Origin of the sequence: uncultured Paraglaciecola sp. (genome assembly GCF_937123705.1) — a bacterium.
Taxonomy (GTDB): domain Bacteria; phylum Pseudomonadota; class Gammaproteobacteria; order Enterobacterales; family Alteromonadaceae; genus Paraglaciecola.
On the sequence record NZ_CAKZKO010000138.1, the window covers coordinates 99,657 to 118,532 of the forward strand.

The following is an 18,876-nucleotide window of genomic DNA, read 5'->3' on the forward strand; positions in this document are numbered from 1 at the left end:
ACTTAGGGACATTGAAATCATCTGGCTTGAAGTCAAAAAGTTGACATTTAGGGATGCCTCATCAAAAAACTTCGTATCCACTTGATTTTAAATGAATATTTTATATTGGCATAAACCGTGCTCAAGGCAGGTAAATCAGAATTCACATTAAGTGGTGTTAGCCGTGTCTCTATTAAACTCTACACAAATACTTGTTAACTCTTTGCATGTGCCAGTTTTGCAGCAATCAAAGAGAAGTGTTTTAGCTAGCAGCCCGGTACTCGATTATCTTTTGCCAGAATTATCTATTTGGCACAGTGACGAGGTGAGACAACAGCAAGAACTTACAAAAATCGATGCATATATGTTACAAGAAACCAAACAGATACTAAATCGAGTGCATGCTTTGTGTTTCAACCTAGCGTTATCTGACACCACTCAATTTAACATCGAGCTAAAACCTTCAATGTCTAACCACGTTTTGCAAGTAACGGGAGTATTTGCTGAAAAAACGCAACTTACCGAACAAATAAATGCGGATAACTGGTTAACAGGTGCTTTTAATTGGTTGTGTCCAAATTATACGGCTTTAGCTCACTCTCAGGAGTTGCTTGCTTTTTCTTACCTTTATGAGAAAAATCGCCAGCAAGCGCTGCTTCAATACGGGCATTTTAATCAATCTGAACAAGGTATACGTTGTTACTTAGCCTGCCGCGTAGAAAAGGGAGTCCCCAAATTAACTTGGAGTGTGGAGTCGCCCAAAACAATTTATGTACTAAAAGCGCTTCGTGGGTAAATGTGTAAAGAGCAATATTGCGGGCCTGCATTATACTACATAAGAACACTTATCTGCCCGCTACTCTTTCTTCACTCTGCCAAACTCGCCACACCATACCTGCACCGAATGAATAGGTGATCTCTTCTAAAAACAAAGGACTGTTTTCGTTAGCGGCTTCATCATGCACAGAGACGTTGCCACCTAAAAACACGCGGATATTATCAGTGGCATTAAATGACACACTCACAGCTATAGTAGTGCCTAAGTAACCACCTGTTGCATCAAACGCTGGGCGTTGCTCGGTTACAAATTCTTGGTCAACTTGGTAGAAGTAATCATGGAGCTTTTCGCTGCCCCAAGTGGGAGAGATACTGATGGACAGCGCCGTTTTTTCGCTTAACCAACCCCGTTGTACATAGCGAAGCTCTGGTTCAAATACATAGCCTTGATGATCGACCCCTGAGAAGTCAGTAGAAAAAACCGCCCTTGTTTGTAAATGCATCGAAAATTCAGCTTTGCCATGGTCTTCAAATTCAAATTTTGAGATTTGTACTTTTAATTGCGGCCCTAATTCAAATGTAAGATCCAAATCAGGCATGCCTTCTCGTGCCTCATTATCATCAGAGTTAGAACCAAACGCAGCCGCTAATGATAAATCGAGTTCATACCAACTTTTATCTATTGCCACCGCCCTTGCAATTGAGCCATCACCAATACGTAATGTCTCGCCTCGATAGATAAAAAAAGGACTTGGAATAACGTTAGTGTGACTTTGATCGGCAGCTGGGTATTCAGGCGAATTAAATGCAGCTGCAAATATCCCAGCTTCCCAAACTGGCCGAAGATCATCTTCTAAAGCAATTTCCTGTTGGGCGTAATTATAAAAACTAGTCGCAAACAAGATTACAGATACCAAACACCTTACTCGAAAATACCGATTCATCACTACTATCAAAACTACACCTCGAACCAAAATCTACTTTAGCTTACAATGACTACGCTCAACCACACTAAACCTGACGACCTAAATACCTGCAAAACATTAATCAAAAAGCCTATGTTATACCATTCCGCATAAAGAAGTGACCACTCAGATAACACTAGCAAGTTTTAAAAGGGCTTACTCTGCGTTGCTCGAACTCGCAATAGAATAACTATTACTTTATTCAGGAAAACATCGCTTTTATTTCACTTTTTTCAAAAAAAACCTTGAGATCATATCTGTCAACCCCATCTCTGCTCGCAGAACACAGTTCTATTTAAAAGAATTCTAAGCAGCTGAACTATCGACTGCTTAATCACTGCCTTCAAATAAAGGCACAAAATATTATAAACACTGGAATTTTCAGGAGATTTGAAAATGGCAATTCGTCCTTTAAACGATCGCGTAATCGTTAAGCGTCACGAGCAAGAAACCAAGTCTGCAGGTGGCATTGTATTAACTGGCTCAGCAGCAGAAAAATCGACTCGCGGCGAAGTAATAGCTGTAGGTAATGGCCGCGTTTTAGACAACGGCGACGTAAAAGCGGTCGACGTTAAAATCGGTGACATTGTAATTTTCAGCGAAGGTTATGGGGTTAAAACTGAAAAGTTAGACAGCGAAGAAGTGCTTATCCTTAGCGAAAGCGACATCTTAGCAGTAGTCGAATAAACCCACCCAATAACAATTTTTTAGAGGAATAAATATCATGGCAGCTAAAGAAGTTCTTTTTTCTGATGACGCACGCGTAAAAATGTTAGCGGGTGTTAACATCCTAGCTAATGCAGTAAAAGTAACACTAGGCCCTAAAGGCCGTAACGTGGTTTTAGACAAATCATTTGGTGCTCCAACTATCACTAAAGACGGTGTATCAGTAGCCAAAGAAATCGAATTAGAAGATAAATTCGAAAACATGGGCGCACAAATGGTGAAAGAAGTGGCGTCTAAAGCCAATGACGAAGCCGGTGACGGTACCACTACTGCTACCGTTTTGGCTCAAGCCATCGTAACTGAAGGTTTAAAATCAGTAGCAGCTGGCATGAACCCAATGGATCTTAAGCGCGGTATCGACAAAGCCGTTAAAGTAGCGGTTGAAGAATTAAAAGCCTTATCGGTACCATGTGCAGACAGCAAAGCCATTGCTCAAGTAGGCACAATCTCTGCTAACTCTGATGCAGAAGTAGGCGACCTAATCGCTGAAGCCATGGACAAAGTAGGCAAAGAAGGCGTAATAACTGTTGAAGAAGGCCAAGCCCTTCAAAACGAATTAGACGTAGTTGAAGGTATGCAATTCGACCGCGGTTATTTGTCTCCTTATTTCATGAACAACCAAGAAAATGGCACAGTTGAGCTAGAAAGCCCGTTCATCCTTTTGGTTGACAAAAAAATCTCTAACATCCGTGAATTACTACCGACTCTTGAAGCAGTAGCAAAAGCCTCTAAACCTTTGCTTATCATTGCTGAAGACGTTGAAGGCGAAGCCTTAGCCACACTAGTAGTAAACAACATGCGCGGCATTGTTAAAGTAGCCGCCGTTAAAGCACCAGGTTTTGGCGACCGTCGTAAAGCTATGTTGCAAGACATCGCTACTCTTACTGGCGGTACAGTGATTTCTGAAGAAATTGGTCTAGATCTTGAAAAAGTGACTCTAGAAGACCTAGGTACCTCTAAGCGTGTTGTTATCAACAAAGACAACACTACTGTTGTTGATGGTGCTGGCGAAGAAGACATGATCAAAGGTCGTGTTGCACAAATTCGCGGACAAATCGAAGACTCATCTTCTGACTACGACAAAGAAAAACTACAAGAACGTCTAGCTAAATTAGCTGGCGGTGTTGCCGTTATCAAAGTAGGCGCAGCCACTGAAGTTGAAATGAAAGAGAAGAAAGCTCGCGTTGAAGATGCACTTCATGCTACACGTGCAGCAGTCGAAGAAGGCGTAGTAGCCGGTGGTGGTGTTGCACTAGTACGTGCCGCTTCTAAAGTAGTTGATTTAACTGGCGACAACGAAGACCAAACTCACGGCATTAAATTAGCGCTACGTGCTATGGAAGCGCCAATGCGCCAAATCGCCGCTAACGCCGGTGCAGAAGCATCTGTTGTCACTAACGAAGTGAAAAACGGCGAAGCTAACTACGGTTACAACGCGGGTAACGACACCTACGGCGACATGATCGAAATGGGTATCCTTGACCCAACTAAAGTGACCCGTTCAGCACTTCAGTTTGCCGCATCAATCGCAAGCTTGATGATCACCACCGAAGCCATGATTGCAGACGCACCACAAGACGCAGCACCAGCTATGCCTGACATGGGCGGCATGGGCGGCGGCATGGGTGGAATGGGCGGCATGATGTAAGTCAGAAATGATTATTACATAGAAGGCCAAACTTCTTGAAAAGCCCGAATATCGCTATTCGGGCTTTTTTGTTTTTATACCATTAATTTTGCAAACCAAACGGGTTATCGATGCTGGCACTTGGCTCAGTAAACCAACGAGGGCCTTGGTCAGTCATATAAAAATGGTCTTCTAAACGAATACCAAATTCATCGGGAACCACCAGCATAGGTTCGTTACTAAAACACATGCCAGTGGCGAGCGGGGTTTTGTTGCCGCCCACTAAATAAGGCCATTCGTGAATGTCTAAACCAATACCATGGCCAGTGCGGTGGGGACAACCGGGTGTTTGATATTCTGGGCCTAAACCGTGTGAGGCCAAATAACCACGAGCAGCTTCATCAACGGCTTCGCAAGGTGTGCCAATTTGGGCAGCGTTAAAAGCGGCTAGTTGTGCGGATTTTTCAATATCCCAAAATTTTCGTTGCCAACTTGTTGGCTCTCCAAACACATAAGTGCGGGTAATGTCCGATAAATAGTTGTGCACTTTACAGCCGGTATCGATTAATACCATATCGCCTTGTTTTAATATTTGCGGATCTTTCACCCCATGAGGGAAAGATGTGGCCACACCAAAAAGTACAATACAAAAATAGTTACCGGGAGCGCCGACTTTTTGGTGTGCTTGTTTAATAAAGGCTTCTACTTCGGTGGTGCTTATGCCTGCATACAGCATACTTGCGGTGGCTTGATGTACCGCTAGTGTCATATTCATTGCAGCTTGCATTAAGGCTATTTCGTTAGCAGATTTGTGCATTCTGCAATGGGCGGTAACTTCTTTTGCGTTGATCAGGTTTAAGCCATTTTGAGCTTTATTGATACCATCGAATATAAAAAATTGTGCACTTTCATCTATGCCTATGGTGGCGATGTCTTTGATATTTAATTGCTTTAATACCTCAACAAACAAGCAATAAGGACTTTGGTGTTCTTGCCAGCCATGTATTGGCCCGTCTATCACCTTAAAATCATTTAAGCTGCCTATTTCAAAATAGGGTGCAATGTACTGCACTTCTCCAACAGCAGGTAATATCGCACCTACCATACGCTCACTGGCATACCATTGCATACCGGTAAAATAAGTAAGATTAGTGCCAGCATTGAGGTAAATTGCAGCAATATTATTGGCTTGCATATAGGCTTGGGCTTTGGCAATGCGGGCTAGATGTTCTTCTGGGTGAATTGGGCTAAGCGCTTCTGTCATATCACTTAAGGAGTCTAAGGCTTGCTCAGATGTTTGGGTACCAATTCCAATGGTTGTCATGTTTTCTCCTGACGTTATGAATACTTTTAAAATACCAATCGACTACTTACTGTGTAATTCGAACCTTAAAATGTCTCTTTAAGCAGATTCAGCATATCTTCGAGAGACAGTTTCGTCGCTGCTTGGTTACCCGAGAGTAATTTGTCGGCTAAGTCGTGTTTATCTTGGTGTAGCGCCACAATTTTTTCTTCAATGGTGTTTTGAGTAATAAGGCGGTAAAGAGTAACCGCAATATCATCGACAAAAAAACCAACGCCATACTAGCGATTTTTTGTATTTTAGGCGCCATTGCTACGTCTAAAAGAAGTCATTTCAGAGTTCCTTTAGCAATTCGACTCATCAAATAAAGCGGAGTGAAAAACAAACTTAGCTCAAAGCCAACCACACACCTACGGCAAACAATAATGTGCCAGAAATAGCGTTCATCCACCTGATGTTATTACCTTTGTTAAGCAGCGACTTTAAACTTCTGCCACCTGTTGCGTAAATCATCATACAGATAAACTCGCTGAGCATAATAATGCTCACCAATGCCAATAGTTGAAATGTAATTGCCTTAGAGGCATCAATAAAGGGAGGCAAAATAGACAACATAAATGCCCAACCTTTGGGGTTAGCAATGGCGGTAATAAAACCTTGAGAGACTAGCGATGTTCGGCTAACAGTGGTTTCAACGCCTGAACTTAGGGTTAAATGCTTGCCAGACCAATACATTTTGCATCCTAAATACATTAGGTACAGCCCGCCAATCCATTTAAACCAAATAAATAAAGTGGGATAATTTAGCATAATAGCGGCCATGCCTAGTACCGCAGAAACAGCCACCAAAGCCACACCACTGACTTCACCTAGCATCATCCATAATGTACGACGTAATCCAACCTTTAGCCCTAAGGTCATGGCTAATGTCATACACATGCCAGGTGTGATTGAGATAAAAAATATGGTGGGAATAAATACCGCTAAGGTCGCTAATGTGGGCATAGTAAATCATCAACAAAAAAATTGGCGACATATTAACCTGCGCACTGTAAATATCAATGGGGTCAGAGCATTTGATTTCTGTGGTTATTCATCTAACGGCTCGTTAAACTATTTAATCAAGATAATAAAATCAGGAATTTACATTAAATCATCTGGCTTGACGTATTGATATATCGTTGCAAGTTGCTTTTATTCCATTGGTTATATTTGGGAAGTACAGATAATCAAGGACCTTTTATATTCGTCGCCGAGATTACTGTGCGGGATAACCATTTGAAAATTTATCGGTTTGTAATTGTGTTGTGTAAAATCAAATGCTCTGACCCCATTGATTTAGTGGATTTGGCAAATAAATGGACTTTATTTGCTCATTGCAACTGCTGGTTGTCAAATTAACAACCGCACTTGCTAGTCTGCAACCAGCGTATTTCCTAAGCTTGCTGCTCCAAACAAATGAAAAGGTAAACCTAATGATATTAGCAGATAAGATTATCAAATTAAGAAAACAGCTTGGTTGGTCGCAGGAAGAACTGGCCGAAAAGATGAGTGTGTCTCGGCAATCGGTGTCTAAATGGGAAAGCACTAATAGTATTCCAGATCTCAACAAAATCATCGTGCTCGCAGGTATTTTTGGGGTGTCAACTGACTATTTACTAAAGGACGATATAGAAGCCGAGGAACCTGTAAGTGAAGATTCAGAGCCAGGTGTCAACCAAATCAATTTAGAGCAAGCACTACTTTATGTTGAGAACAAAGTGAAGGTATCAGATTTAATTGCTAAAGGTGTCATGTTTTGTGTTTGTTCAGTGATCCCTTTATTTTTTCTAATGATGCTAAATACGGCAAATAAATTACCTATATCCAACCATGCTGCGATAGCCATTGGTATCGTATCTATCATGGTTATGATTGTTTTTGGGATCAGTTATTTTATAAAAATCAATCAATATGACAATGAATTGGCTCCCATAGATAACCAACGCTTTGAGTTAGCTTATGGGGTGCATGGCGTGTTTACGGAAAAACTACAGAAGTTTATGAGCACCTATAATCAAAGATTAATGATCAGTATCTCCTTATTTATTTTCTGCTCGGTGCCACTCATCGTAACGAGTATTTTGACTAGAAGTTCTGAACTCACTCTCTTAATGTTAATTGTTCTTCTATTTATGATAGCAATAGGGATTTATATATTAATGCCTGCCTCAACTAAACATGACGCCTACCATTTTCTATTAAAAGAAGGCGACCTTAACGCAGGAAAAACCAGAACAACTATATTGGCTGAAAAACTAGCCGCTGTTTACTGGCCATTAATTATAGCCATTTACCTAGGTTGGAGCTTGTGGACAATGCAATGGGGAGTCACATGGATTGTATGGCCTGTGGGGGCTATCTCTTTTGTAGCATTGGTGGGTATTGTTAGCTTTTTTGACAAAGAAAACGAAAGGTAGATTATGGCTTTAGAGGTCGATTGTCCGTAAAAATAGCAATCAACCTCTAAATAACCCAGAGTTCAAGTTAGATACAATTTTACATTTAAATGCTGACTCTTTTATAAGGACGATACTCAGGCATCCAAAAGTTACGTTCGATGCGCTCTTTCAAAATGTCATCTGACACCTGTAAAGCCAAGTTTTGTTGCATCGCTATTTTTGCCACGTCAAAGGCAATTTTTTTACTCAATTGTGCTATTTCGCCTAAGGCAGGAAGTAAATCGCCTTTTCCCGTTGCAGCAAGGGGTGAGGCATCAGCCAAGGCGACGCTGGTTGCCATTAACATCTCATCACTGATCAAACTGGCCTTTGCAGCAATTACACCTAAGCCAATACCTGGGAAGATATAGCTATTATTACATTGGGCAATGGCAAAAGTTTTGCCGTTATATTCAACCTGCTTGAATGGGCTGCCGGTGGCAACAATGACTTCTCCTTCGGTCCATTCGATCACTTGCTCGGGCGTTGCTTCAACTTGGCGAGAAGGATTACTCAAAGGAAAAATAATGGGTAACTCACAGTGCTTTTTCATACTGCGGATAACCTGCTCTGTAAATAAACCAGCTTGGCCAGACACACCAATTAAGATACCTGGCTGGGCACAATTTACCACATCTAATAATGACGCAAACTCACCGCTAAATGACCACTCACTAATTGAATCCTCGGGCTGCACAAGGCGTTGCTGGAAATCTCGCAACCCCTGCATTCCTTCCGTTAGTAATCCAAAGCGGTCGATCATAAATACTTGGCTACGTGCTTGTGCATCAGAAATGCCTTCTAAACACATTTGCTGAATGATTTGCTCGGCAATGCCGCACCCCGCTGAGCCAGCACCAACAAACACCACTTTTTGTTCAGACAACTTAGTGTTCTTACTTTTGCACGCAGCTAAAATAGTGCCGACTGCCACTGCAGCTGTGCCTTGAACATCATCATTAAAACAGCAAATTTTATGCCTATAACGCTCAAGTAAAGGCATAGCATTAGGCTGGGCAAAATCTTCGAATTGTAGCATCACTTCTGGCCAGCGCCGGTGAATGGCTTTGATAAACATATCGACAAACTCGTCGTACTCAGCCTGACCAATACGTTTGTGACGTGCCCCCATATACATAGGGTCGGCCAATAGTTTTTCGTTGTTAGTGCCTACATCTAACATCACAGGCAAAGTATAGGCTGGGCTAATGCCCCCACAGGCGGTGTACAATGATAACTTACCGATAGGGATCCCCATCCCCCCTATACCTTGGTCGCCTAATCCTAAGATCCGCTCACCGTCGGTAACTACTATAACTTTTACTTTGCGTTTAGTGGCATTACGTAAAATATCATCCATTTGATGACGTTCAGAATAGGAAATAAATAAACCACGAGAACTACGGTAGATATCTGAAAACTGTTCACACGCATCACCCACAGTAGGCGTATAGATAATGGGCATCATTTCATCTATGTGCTCTTTAACTAAGCGGTAATACAGAGTTTCGTTATTATCTTGAATAGCCCGTAAGTATATATGCTTGTTAATCGGCTGATCAAAACTGGAATACTGCATGTAAGCACGGTCGACTTGCTCTTCTATCGTTTCATAGCGGGGCGGGATCAAGCCTGTTAAGTTAAAAGTTTTGCGTTCATCTGCACTAAAGGCGCTACCTTTGTTAAGCAGCGGCGTTTCTAACAATGAAGGGCCAGAATGAGGAATATAAAGCGCGCTCTTAGTAGCTGAATTTGCCATTAACGTTTTGTCCTGTAATTTTGTATTATTGTTTCAGTTATCTCTGGCCATTTAGGCCAGTATAGTTATGGAGTTATTTTAAAATATATCTTCAATCTGTTTCTTACTTTGCTCACCTTGTTCAGCGGGCTCAACAATTTGTGCGTCGGCCACAAATGTTTGCGGTTGGGTGCCTTGGGCAAAGTATTCAAACATAGATGTTTTATCTGTTCTAGTCGTTAATTTTCCTGTGCCTTTGTCAATACGCACAGTCAGTAAGTCTGTTGGCATGGGCATTAAATGTTCAGGTTTATCAGCTAGCGCATATTGCATAAATCTAATCCAAGCAGGTTGAGCCGCATGACCACCCGATTCACTACCTATTAATGCGTTGCCAATATAGTTGAACTTTTGGGGGTTCTTATTGACCAAATTTTGATTTCGCGTAGTACGACCCAAGCGTCTATTGTTATCGTCAAATCCAACCCAAGTTGTGGCCACTAGATCTGGTGTAAAGCCACTAAACCATGTATCTCGGACATCGTTAGTGGTTCCGGTTTTTCCGGCAAGATCGCTACGTTTCATTAATAATGCGGCGCGCCAACCAGTACCACGATTGTCCCAACTACCGTTAATTTGTACCGCTGAGCGCATCATTTCTGCAACTAAAAATGCATTTTCAGCACTAATGACTCTTGGCGCTGATAGTAAACTCTTAACGGGCTCCTCTATCTTAGGGGCAACACCAAACTCAGCGGCTAACAGGGCCTCAATGTCTTCAGTATCTGCGGGCTGTTCTGTTGTAAGTTGCTCAGCTACTTCACAAGGGGAGCAAGCATTAACAGGGTTGGCTTTCCATAGCACTTCTCCCATTTCGTTTTCGATACGCTGAATAAAATGGGGGTGGATTAAAAACCCACCATTGGCAATCACCGCCATCGCGGTGGCAACCTCTAATGGCGTGTGTGAACCAGAGCCTAAAGAAAGTGTTTCATCTAACGGGATATCATCCTTATCAAACCCAAAGCGAGTAAGATACTCTGCGATATTTTCTAACCCAACCGCCCTCAATAACCGCACCGACACCACATTTTTAGACTTACTTAGCGCCACTCGCATACGAATAGGTCCATCATACTCAGGGGGTGAATTTTCGGGCCGCCAAGCATTGCCTGAACCCGCTTGCCATTGAGTAATTGGCGCATCGTTTATCACACTTGCCAAAGTGTAACCATTTTCCAATGCGGCTGAATAAATAAAAGGTTTGATATTCGAGCCAACTTGCCTTTCTGCTTGAGTCGCTCGGTTAAACTGACTTTGATAAAAACTATAACCACCGATGACCGCTTGCGCTGCACCATTTTTTGGATCTAAAGCAACAAAGGCACTACTGGCCTGAGGATATTGTGCTAGCTGCCAATGCAAATCATGTTCTCGTTGACGAATTAATATCAAGGCCCCTTCTTGTAATATATCGCTAGCTTTTTGGGGTGCAGGACCTTGTTTCGAATCATTAATGAATGGCCTGGCCCAATCAAGACCATCCCAATCAATAATGCTGTATTTTCCTTGTTTGTTATAAATAATAATATCTGTCTCATTTACTTTGACCACAATGGCAGGAAGCAAGGGCTCAAAGGTTTTAACCTCTTGCAAATAACTTAACATTTGATCTTCTTGCCACGGTTTTGAATCAGTTGCGTGATGTGCTTCTTGAGCGGTAAGTAGCTCATTAACGGCGGATGACCAAAGCTGTTTCTCCGGCCCCCTATACCCATGACGTTCATCATAATCATGTAAATTTCTACGTACCGCACGTTGCGCCGCAGCTTGTAAAGTAGATGAAGCCGTAGCGTAAACTTGATATCCCCCAGTTTCAGCTTCATTTTTTCCGTATAGATCAATCATCTCGTTGTAAATAATATCCGCTAAGTACGGGGCATCTAAATCTATTTCTGCGCCATATTTTTTAGCGGTGACAGGTTCACTCAATGCTTTTTCAAATTGCGCTCGCGAAATATATTCTTCATCTAACATACGCAGTAGTACGATACGCCTTCTAGCAAGTGAACGCTCGGGGCGACTAATCGGATTAAGAGTTGAAGGAGCTTGAGGCAAACCTGCTATGGTTGCGAACTGAGCCAAGGAAAGCTCACTAAGCGGCTTACCATAGTACACTTGAGCGGCCGCTCCAAAACCGAAGGCTCGGTGCCCCAGTTCTACTTTATTTAAGTACAACTCTAATATTTCTTGTTTGCTTAACAGCTGCTCCATATGCCATGCTAGGATTATTTCCCGTATCTTACGTATATATTTTTTTTCACGGGTAAGAAAAAAGTCGCGGGCCATTTGCATTGTCAGGGTACTCCCCCCTTGCCCTTTCTCGCCAGTGACAACTAAATTAATTAAAGCGCGCATCATGCCGATAGGATCAATACCAGGGTGCTCATAGAAGCGACTATCTTCAGTGGCAATAACCGCTTGTTGTAATTGCAGTGGAATTTGCTCAAGAGTCAGAGGAATACGGCGTTTCACACCATATTGGGAAATTAGTTTGCCATCTTGAGTGTATATACGCATAGGCGTTTGTAAGCGCACATCTTTAAGCACATCAACACTTGGAAGATCTGCTTTGATATAAAAATAAGTACCTAATAAGATAATGGTACCAACCAAAAATGTGGTAAAAATGGCTATTAATGCGGGTTTAAGTAACTTCACGGAAAGATAATACCAAGGCAATTTCTAATAAATGATCTACATTTTATACCTATGTACAGTTATTAGAACCATAAAATGTAAAAAATTACGTAATAATGATGGTGTGAAATTTGTCCCCATTCAATCGGATGTCTAACAATTGAAAAATTTATTTGGCCCTAAAGTACAAAAAATGATTGGCCTTGATATAGGTACTCGGTTTATTAAAGCCGTTGTACTCGAAAAATCAGGTGAACAATTTAACTTGCAAGCGTTCGCCTGCGAGCCCATTTTGGGCAATGCTTTTGCAGAGCGTGAAATTAAGGATTTCGAAGCAGTTAGCCATGCATTGAAAAAAATGAAGCTTGCTTTAAAAAACAAAAACAAGTTAGTTGCCATTGCCGTATCTGGCTCAACGGTACTGAATAAAGTCGTATATATGGATCCAGGTCAAACCGATCACGAACTTGAGAGCCAGATTGAATTAGAAGCTGATAGCTTAATTCCCTATCCGCTCAGCGAAGTCTACATTGACTTTGAAGAAATTAACGACAGCTTAACTTCCAACAATAAAGTTGAAGTATTGTTAAGTGCCGTACATAAAGAATTGGTTGATCGTAGGATTACCTTGCTGGGTGAAGTGGGTTACGAAGCCAAAATTGTCGACATAGAAAGCTATGCTCTAGGTGCTGCTATTTCTTCTTTCTATCCTTATGAAACTGACGAAACTGTCTGCTGTATCAATGTTGGTGCCAGTCACTTACAAATGTGCGCCGTTAAAAATGGCCAAGTCATTTACACCAAAGATCATAATTTTGGAATGGATGCGTTAATCCAAGACCTAAGCGTACTATATAGCCAAGAACGCTCACAAATCGAACAGCAGTTAACAGATGGCACATTACCAGAGGCATGGAAGCAAGATGCTTACCCAATGTTTTTGGCAAATCTGCAACAAAATATTAATCGGGCAATCCAGCTATATATTAGCGCCTCTAAAGAGGCACGCCCAAGCTCATTACTTATTTGTGGAGGCGCTGGGCACTTAACATCTTTACCTGAAGACCTCACCGCAGACTTAGGTATAGACGTGACTTTTTTCAATCCGTTTGCTGACATGGCAAAAGCTGAGTCCGTCAATCAAGGAGAATTAGAGCAGGTATCAGGGCAGCTTATTATTGCAGCAGGTTTAGCCAGTAGGAGTTTTCAACCATGGCACATATAAATTTATTGCCTTGGCGCGAAAGTAGCAGGGCTGAACAAAAAAAGAGTTATCTTACATTACTTGCAGCTCTTGCTCTCGGTGCCATTGGACTGATGTTTATGGTTGGAAATGTGTTGGATCAAATGACAGACAACCAACTTTATCGAAATAGTTTTATCGAGCAGGAAACAGCTTTATTAGATCAACAGATTGAAAAAATTAAAAACATCAAGAAAGACAAGGCCGCAATCGAACAAAGAATGGCTTTGATTGAGCAACTAGAATCGAGCAGAAACGCCGTTCCCATTGTATTGGACGAGCTAGTAAGATTATTACCTCATGGTTTATCTTTTCGAAGCTTTTCTCGTCAAGGAAACCTCATTGAGATACAAGGTGTGAGTGAATCCAATAATAGGTTGGCTGACTTCATGCGCATGCTGCAAGATTCAACTGTTTTTAGTAGTGGTGAATTATCTTCGATTAAAGCCGATACCTCTGCGTTGGAGGCTGTCAGTGATTTCAAACTTACTTTTACAATAAATCCTAGCGTTGCCCCGGATTTCTCAATCATTAACGAGGAGTCAGGCAAATGAAATTTGACGTTAATAAGTTAAAAGAAGTCAATGATTTAGATTTCGAGCAAGTTGCCACTTGGCCCTTCGAAGTCAAATCTTTAGTCGCCGCATTTGTGGTAATTATTGGTTTAGTTGGTGGATATTATTTATTGGTAAAGTCTAAGCTGCCAGTACTAGATGCCGCACAGGATAAAGAGCTAAAACTAAAACAAACCTATCAGGGCAAATATCGTATCGCCGTAAACTTAGAAGCATACGAAGAGCAACTTGCCAGATTACAAAGTGATTTTTCTTCTATGTTAAAATCACTCCCTACAAGTAATGAAACGCCTGGTCTATTAGATGACATTACATTAGTTGGCACATCAGCTGGACTTACCTTTAGAGTATTAAATTGGCAAAGAGAAATTCCAAAAGAATTTTACTCAGAGCTTCCAATTGAAATGGAAGTATCAGGCGGATATCACAATTTTGGGCAATTTGCTTCGGAAATAGCTGGGTTGCCACGAATTGTTACCGTGCATGATTTTGAAGTGACTCAAGAAGCCAATACACTTAAACTCAAAGTGCAAGCCAAGACCTACAGGACATCGACTGAACAAGAAACAACAGCGGAGCAAGCACAATGAAGCATATTAAACTTGTTTTAGCCGCCGCTATTTTAAGTGGCTGCGAAGCCAAAGTCGACGACTTGCAAGCATTTATTGCAGAAGTAAAACAAAATACTGTGGTTAGCGTAGAGCCCTATCCAGAATTTGAAAGTAAACCTACTTTTATTTACTCTGCCGATACCCTGCGCAGCCCTTTTCAACAGCCCAGGAATACCGGTGCAGGTGTCGAAGTTAAAGTTGCGTCTCAACCAAATTGTGCGCAACCAGACTTTAACCGTACTAAACAACCATTGGAAAAATTTGGGATAGATGCCTTAGCAATAAATGGCGTTTTTCAATCAAATGGTAAGCAATGGGCACTTATCCAGTCAAATACTGGTAGTTTATTTAAAGCAACAATTGGCGATTACCTTGGATTGTTTTTTGGGAAAATCGATTCTATTCAAAATGGCACAGTTTCTTTTACTGAAATGCTGCCCGATGGTGCTGGCTGCTGGCAAAAAAAGCCCGCCACACTCACCATGCAATCGAAGGCAGGAGAAAATAATGTCTGAGCGTTTTATCTTTAACAAGAAACTTAATCGAACTAATCCGGCCTGGTATTGGTTACTTGCAATCGCTGCTAGCCTCTTGGCATTTGAGTCATTAAGTCAAGAAGAAGCTGCGGTACTAGTCGATCCCGAGCCGGAAATGAACAGTGCTTTTCACTCAGAATTGCTAGATGTACAATTTTCTCGCTTACCAAGTGGTGGCGCTAAAGCATTATTAATGTTTAGTAATAGCGATTTTCAGCTGCAGTTGAGCGAAAGGGGCAAAAATTTACGTTTAGTTTTACCAAAAACCAAACTAGCCAATGAGCAATTGTTTAAGCTTGACGTGGTAGATTTTGCGACACCGGTCAATACCATTGAAACTTTCCAAGATGAAGAGCAATCCAGAGTTGAGTTTTCATTGCAGGACCGGATCTCTTTTCGTCATCAAAAAAACTCTAATAGTCTAAGTATAGAAATTGAGAAGCGCACAAAAGATACGCCAGTAGAAGATCCAAAGAATAACTTTGAAGGCGAACCTATTTCTCTTGATTTCCAAGACGTACCAGTACGCCAAGTATTGCAAATTATTGCACAAGTCAATAATTTCAACCTCGTCACCACTGACACAGTGTCTGGTAATGTAACTATTAGCTTATCCGGTGTACCTTGGGATCAAGCTTTAGACATGATTTTGAAAATCAAAGGGTTAGATAAAAGACTAGAAGGCAACATCTTACTGATTGCGCCTACTGAGGAACTATCGGCTCGTGAAACGCAGCAACTACAATCTAAACAGCAGGTGGCAGAACTTGCACCACTGGTTTCTACCAATGTGCAAATCAATTATGCGAAAGCACAAGATATAGCCATCATTCTTAAAGGCACGGAAAACAGTATCTTAACCACCAGAGGCAGTGTGGCAGTAGATGAAAGAACTAACACCCTATTGCTGCGAGATACTCAAGCTTCGATAGATGAAGCCAAAGCCTTAGTTGATGCCTTAGACATACCAATCAAGCAAGTTCTAATAGAATCACGCATGGTCACTGTGCGAGACAACGCTAGCGAATCTTTAGGCGTGCAATGGGGGCTTAGCGATACCATCAATGACGGTGCAATTTCAGGCTCTATAAAGGGGGCTGATTCTATCGCCAGTGGCGTGGTACCTTCAATTACCGACCGACTTAATGTGGCACTACCCGTAAGCAGTCCAGCGGGAAGTATTGGTATCCAAATCGCTCGTTTATTAGATGGCACTATTATTGATATGGAGCTGTCAGCTTTAGAGACTGAAAACAAAGGTGAAGTTATTGCTAGCCCACGTATTACTGTGGCGAACCAGCATGAAGCATATATTGAGCAAGGTACAGAAATTCCATATGTACAAGCCACCTCTAGTGGTGCCACTTCAGTTGAATTCAAAAAAGCGGTACTAAGTTTAAAAGTTACACCACATATTACCCCAGACAATCGCATCATTATGGATTTAGTGGTAACCCAAGACACCCGCGGTGATACAGTTTCAACCTCTACAGGTGACGCCGTTGCTATTGATACACAAGAGATAAATACTCAAGTGTTAGTTGAAAACGGTGAAACTGTGGTTCTAGGTGGCATATTCCAGCAAAACTCTTCAAACGACGAACGAAAAATTCCACTTTTAGGCGACTTGCCTTTTGTTGGTAGTCTGTTCAAAAACTCTACTGAGGTATTAGAAAAGCGTGAACTTCTTATATTTGTAACGCCTAAAATTTTAACTAACAAACTAAGAAGTAACTAAAATTTAGCCCAACGGCTAGGTAAACAGCATTAAAAAAGCAGCTTAATGTCAAATTAAAGCTGCTTTTTTTTATTATTCCTGTCTTATGCGCTTTACAAAGCTTGCAAAATTCCCTTTAAAACTGAGATAATCTCCTCATCGAAATTTTCGACGAGGTCTGGTTAATCCATAAAAGGGTAGCCGCACAATACTTTCTACCCCTTAAACATAGTTGTGAAATAAGCAAAAATGGCTGAAAAACGTAATATATTCCTTATAGGCCCCATGGGTGCTGGTAAAAGCACAATTGGCAGGCATCTAGCAGAAGAACTTCATTTAGAATTTTTTGACTCCGACCAAGAGATCGAGAGACGATCTGGCGCAGATATCGCTTGGATATTTGATCTAGAAGGCGAAGAAGGCTTCCGTCAACGTGAAGAAAACATCATCAACGACTTAACTGATAAGCAAGGTATTGTCTTGGCAACGGGCGGTGGCTCGGTGGTCAGTAAAAATGTCAGAAATAGACTATCCGCTCGTGGAATAGTAGTGTATTTACAAACCACAATTGATAAGCAGGTCGCTAGAACTCAACGCGACAAACGTCGCCCTTTGTTGCAAAACGATGATCCAGAAACAGTATTGCGAAACCTAGCTGAAGAGCGCAACCCATTATACGAAGACGCAGCCGATTATATTGTTGATACCGATGATCAAAGCGCTCGTGCGGTGGCAAATCAAATCATCCAGAAGATTGGACTGTAACGCTTCTTACACTTATCACATTTAATAGGGCTAGCTACTTATGGCAACACTAACAGTTGAGTTGGGAGAGCGTAGCTACCCTATTTATATTCAAGCAGACCTACTTAGCCTTCCTGATGTTTTAACCACTCACTTAGTCACCCCAAAAGTCATCATAGTGACCAATGAAGTTGTGGCCCCTCTTTATTTCGAATTAGTCAATCAGGCCTTATCAGGCTATGACGTTAGCAAAATTGTTATACCAGACGGTGAGCAACACAAAAATTTGCAAAGTTTTGAAATGATTATCTCCAGACTGTTAGAGATGTCTGCTGCTCGAGACACCACTTTAATTGCGCTGGGTGGCGGTGTAGTCGGAGACTTAACCGGTTTTGTAGCAGCTAGTTTTCAACGGGGTATGCCTTTTATTCAAATTCCCACCACCCTATTATCTCAAGTAGATTCATCAGTAGGTGGAAAAACAGCCGTAAATCACCCACTCGGAAAAAATATGATTGGAGCATTTTACCAACCTAAGGCCGTACTGATAGATACCAATAGTTTAGCCAGTTTACCGAAACGAGAGTTTGCAGCAGGTATGGCTGAGGTCATTAAGTATGGCGTGATCTACGACTGTGATTTTTTTCGGTGGTTAGAGGAAAATCTACAGGCCATCAAACAGCAAGATCTCACCGCTTTGCAATACATGATTTCTAGATGTTGTGAAATAAAAGCTGAAATTGTTGCTATTGACGAAAGAGAGTCAGGTTTACGAGCAATCCTCAATCTAGGCCATACATTTGGTCATGCCATCGAAGCAGAACAAGGTTATGGAAACTGGTTACATGGTGAAGCCGTAGCAACAGGCATTGTTCTTGCTTCTGCAGTAGCAACTAAGAAAAATTGGCTCGAAACGTCAGAATTTAGTCGTATCGAATCTCTTTTACAAGCATTTGATTTACCTACAGTTGCACCGTCTAACATGGCATATGACGATTTTGTACGACATATGCGTCACGATAAAAAAGTGCAAGCTGGCCAACTGTTTTTTGTCATTCCAAAGAAGATTGGTGAAGCGGTTGTAACGGATCAAGTATCTGACGAGATTTTACTGGCCATTCTTTCTTAGGATTATTTTTGGCTTGTGATGTCGGT

The 18,876-nt window shown here is 41.6% G+C and carries 16 protein-coding genes; 11 read left to right on the forward strand and 5 right to left on the reverse strand.

The features are described 5' to 3' along the window. Positions 1–163: 163 nt before the first annotated feature. Entirely contained in the window at positions 164–775 is a 612-nt protein-coding gene (locus Q0688_RS17605; RefSeq protein WP_299079964.1) for a hypothetical protein, read from the forward strand. A 49-nt stretch (positions 776–824) separates the two neighbouring features. On the opposite strand, the gene Q0688_RS17610 is transcribed toward Q0688_RS17605, so the two are convergent. Then, positions 825–1,658: a MipA/OmpV family protein gene (locus Q0688_RS17610; RefSeq protein WP_299079967.1), complete on the reverse strand. Its 834-nt coding sequence runs from the start codon at positions 1,656–1,658 to the stop codon at positions 825–827. 459 nt (positions 1,659–2,117) lie between these two features. Between Q0688_RS17610 and Q0688_RS17615 the strand changes: the two genes are divergently transcribed. Beyond that, positions 2,118–2,408: a co-chaperone GroES gene (locus Q0688_RS17615; RefSeq protein WP_299079970.1), complete on the forward strand. Its 291-nt coding sequence runs from the start codon at positions 2,118–2,120 to the stop codon at positions 2,406–2,408. 37 nt (positions 2,409–2,445) lie between these two features. After that, positions 2,446–4,095, forward strand: coding sequence for a chaperonin GroEL (groL, locus tag Q0688_RS17620; RefSeq protein ID WP_299079972.1), 1,650 nt, complete (start codon positions 2,446–2,448; stop codon positions 4,093–4,095). Between the two features lie 82 nt (positions 4,096–4,177). On the opposite strand, the gene Q0688_RS17625 is transcribed toward groL, so the two are convergent. Both Q0688_RS17625 and Q0688_RS17630 read right to left on the reverse strand, forming a co-directional pair. Beyond that, the gene (locus Q0688_RS17625) at positions 4,178–5,398 is read right to left on the reverse strand and encodes a Xaa-Pro peptidase family protein (RefSeq protein WP_299079974.1); all 1,221 of its coding nucleotides are present in this window, start codon (positions 5,396–5,398) and stop codon (positions 4,178–4,180) included. Positions 5,399–5,764: 366 nt separating this feature from the next. Further along, on the reverse strand, positions 5,765–6,382 hold the full coding sequence (locus tag Q0688_RS17630) for a LysE family translocator (RefSeq protein ID WP_299079976.1): 618 nt from the start codon (positions 6,380–6,382) through the stop codon (positions 5,765–5,767). Between the two features lie 353 nt (positions 6,383–6,735). Here Q0688_RS17630 and Q0688_RS17635 point away from each other — a divergent pair, with 353 nt between their 5' ends. Then, positions 6,736–7,836, forward strand: coding sequence for a helix-turn-helix transcriptional regulator (locus tag Q0688_RS17635; protein WP_299079978.1), 1,101 nt, complete (start codon positions 6,736–6,738; stop codon positions 7,834–7,836). An 85-nt stretch (positions 7,837–7,921) separates the two neighbouring features. Here Q0688_RS17635 and Q0688_RS17640 read toward each other — a convergent pair whose 3' ends face one another. Together Q0688_RS17640 and Q0688_RS17645 are read right to left on the reverse strand one after the other, a co-directional pair. Beyond that, complete coding sequence (locus tag Q0688_RS17640; protein ID WP_299079982.1) at positions 7,922–9,616, reverse strand: NAD-dependent malic enzyme; 1,695 nt, start codon at positions 9,614–9,616, stop codon at positions 7,922–7,924. A gap of 78 nt (positions 9,617–9,694) precedes the next feature. Further along, entirely contained in the window at positions 9,695–12,316 is a 2,622-nt protein-coding gene (locus Q0688_RS17645; protein ID WP_299079984.1) for a penicillin-binding protein 1A, read from the reverse strand. 139 nt (positions 12,317–12,455) lie between these two features. Between Q0688_RS17645 and pilM the strand changes: the two genes are divergently transcribed. The 7 genes from pilM to aroB all read left to right on the forward strand — a co-directional run bounded on the left by pilM (position 12,456) and on the right by aroB (position 18,850). Beyond that, entirely contained in the window at positions 12,456–13,520 is a 1,065-nt protein-coding gene (pilM, locus tag Q0688_RS17650) for a type IV pilus biogenesis protein PilM (protein ID WP_299079986.1), read from the forward strand. Beyond that, complete coding sequence (locus tag Q0688_RS17655) at positions 13,508–14,092, forward strand: PilN domain-containing protein (RefSeq protein WP_299079988.1); 585 nt, start codon at positions 13,508–13,510, stop codon at positions 14,090–14,092. Before pilM ends, Q0688_RS17655 begins: the two co-directional genes overlap by 13 nt. Continuing rightward, on the forward strand, positions 14,089–14,703 hold the full coding sequence (locus tag Q0688_RS17660; protein WP_299079991.1) for a type 4a pilus biogenesis protein PilO: 615 nt from the start codon (positions 14,089–14,091) through the stop codon (positions 14,701–14,703). The genes Q0688_RS17655 and Q0688_RS17660 overlap by 4 nt, the downstream gene beginning before the upstream one ends. Further along, a complete protein-coding gene (locus Q0688_RS17665) occupies positions 14,700–15,239 on the forward strand; it encodes a pilus assembly protein PilP (RefSeq protein WP_299079994.1) in 540 nt (179 codons plus the stop codon). Before Q0688_RS17660 ends, Q0688_RS17665 begins: the two co-directional genes overlap by 4 nt. Next, complete coding sequence (locus tag Q0688_RS17670; protein WP_299079997.1) at positions 15,232–16,998, forward strand: type IV pilus secretin PilQ; 1,767 nt, start codon at positions 15,232–15,234, stop codon at positions 16,996–16,998. Before Q0688_RS17665 ends, Q0688_RS17670 begins: the two co-directional genes overlap by 8 nt. Before the next feature lie 228 nt (positions 16,999–17,226). Next, positions 17,227–17,742, forward strand: coding sequence for a shikimate kinase AroK (gene aroK / locus Q0688_RS17675; RefSeq protein ID WP_299080000.1), 516 nt, complete (start codon positions 17,227–17,229; stop codon positions 17,740–17,742). A 40-nt stretch (positions 17,743–17,782) separates the two neighbouring features. Beyond that, a complete protein-coding gene (gene aroB / locus Q0688_RS17680; RefSeq protein ID WP_299080003.1) occupies positions 17,783–18,850 on the forward strand; it encodes a 3-dehydroquinate synthase in 1,068 nt (355 codons plus the stop codon). Positions 18,851–18,876 lie beyond the last annotated feature (26 nt).

What these genes read in the sequence shown, in the direction of transcription:
- Q0688_RS17615 (WP_299079970.1), top strand. Translation starts at nt 2,118, where the DNA reads ATGGCAATTCGTCCTTTAAACGATCGCGTAATCGTTAAGCGTCACGAG.
- Q0688_RS17630 (WP_299079976.1), bottom strand. Translation starts at nt 6,382, where the DNA reads ATGCCCACATTAGCGACCTTAGCGGTATTTATTCCCACCATATTTTTT.
- Q0688_RS17635 (WP_299079978.1), top strand. Translation starts at nt 6,736, where the DNA reads ATGGACTTTATTTGCTCATTGCAACTGCTGGTTGTCAAATTAACAACC.
- aroK (WP_299080000.1), top strand. Translation starts at nt 17,227, where the DNA reads ATGGCTGAAAAACGTAATATATTCCTTATAGGCCCCATGGGTGCTGGT.
- Q0688_RS17655 (WP_299079988.1), top strand. Translation starts at nt 13,508, where the DNA reads ATGGCACATATAAATTTATTGCCTTGGCGCGAAAGTAGCAGGGCTGAA.
- Q0688_RS17640 (WP_299079982.1), bottom strand. Translation starts at nt 9,616, where the DNA reads ATGGCAAATTCAGCTACTAAGAGCGCGCTTTATATTCCTCATTCTGGC.
- Q0688_RS17665 (WP_299079994.1), top strand. Translation starts at nt 14,700, where the DNA reads ATGAAGCATATTAAACTTGTTTTAGCCGCCGCTATTTTAAGTGGCTGC.
- Q0688_RS17660 (WP_299079991.1), top strand. Translation starts at nt 14,089, where the DNA reads ATGAAATTTGACGTTAATAAGTTAAAAGAAGTCAATGATTTAGATTTC.
- Q0688_RS17625 (WP_299079974.1), bottom strand. Translation starts at nt 5,398, where the DNA reads ATGACAACCATTGGAATTGGTACCCAAACATCTGAGCAAGCCTTAGAC.
- groL (WP_299079972.1), top strand. Translation starts at nt 2,446, where the DNA reads ATGGCAGCTAAAGAAGTTCTTTTTTCTGATGACGCACGCGTAAAAATG.
- aroB (WP_299080003.1), top strand. Translation starts at nt 17,783, where the DNA reads ATGGCAACACTAACAGTTGAGTTGGGAGAGCGTAGCTACCCTATTTAT.
- Q0688_RS17670 (WP_299079997.1), top strand. Translation starts at nt 15,232, where the DNA reads ATGTCTGAGCGTTTTATCTTTAACAAGAAACTTAATCGAACTAATCCG.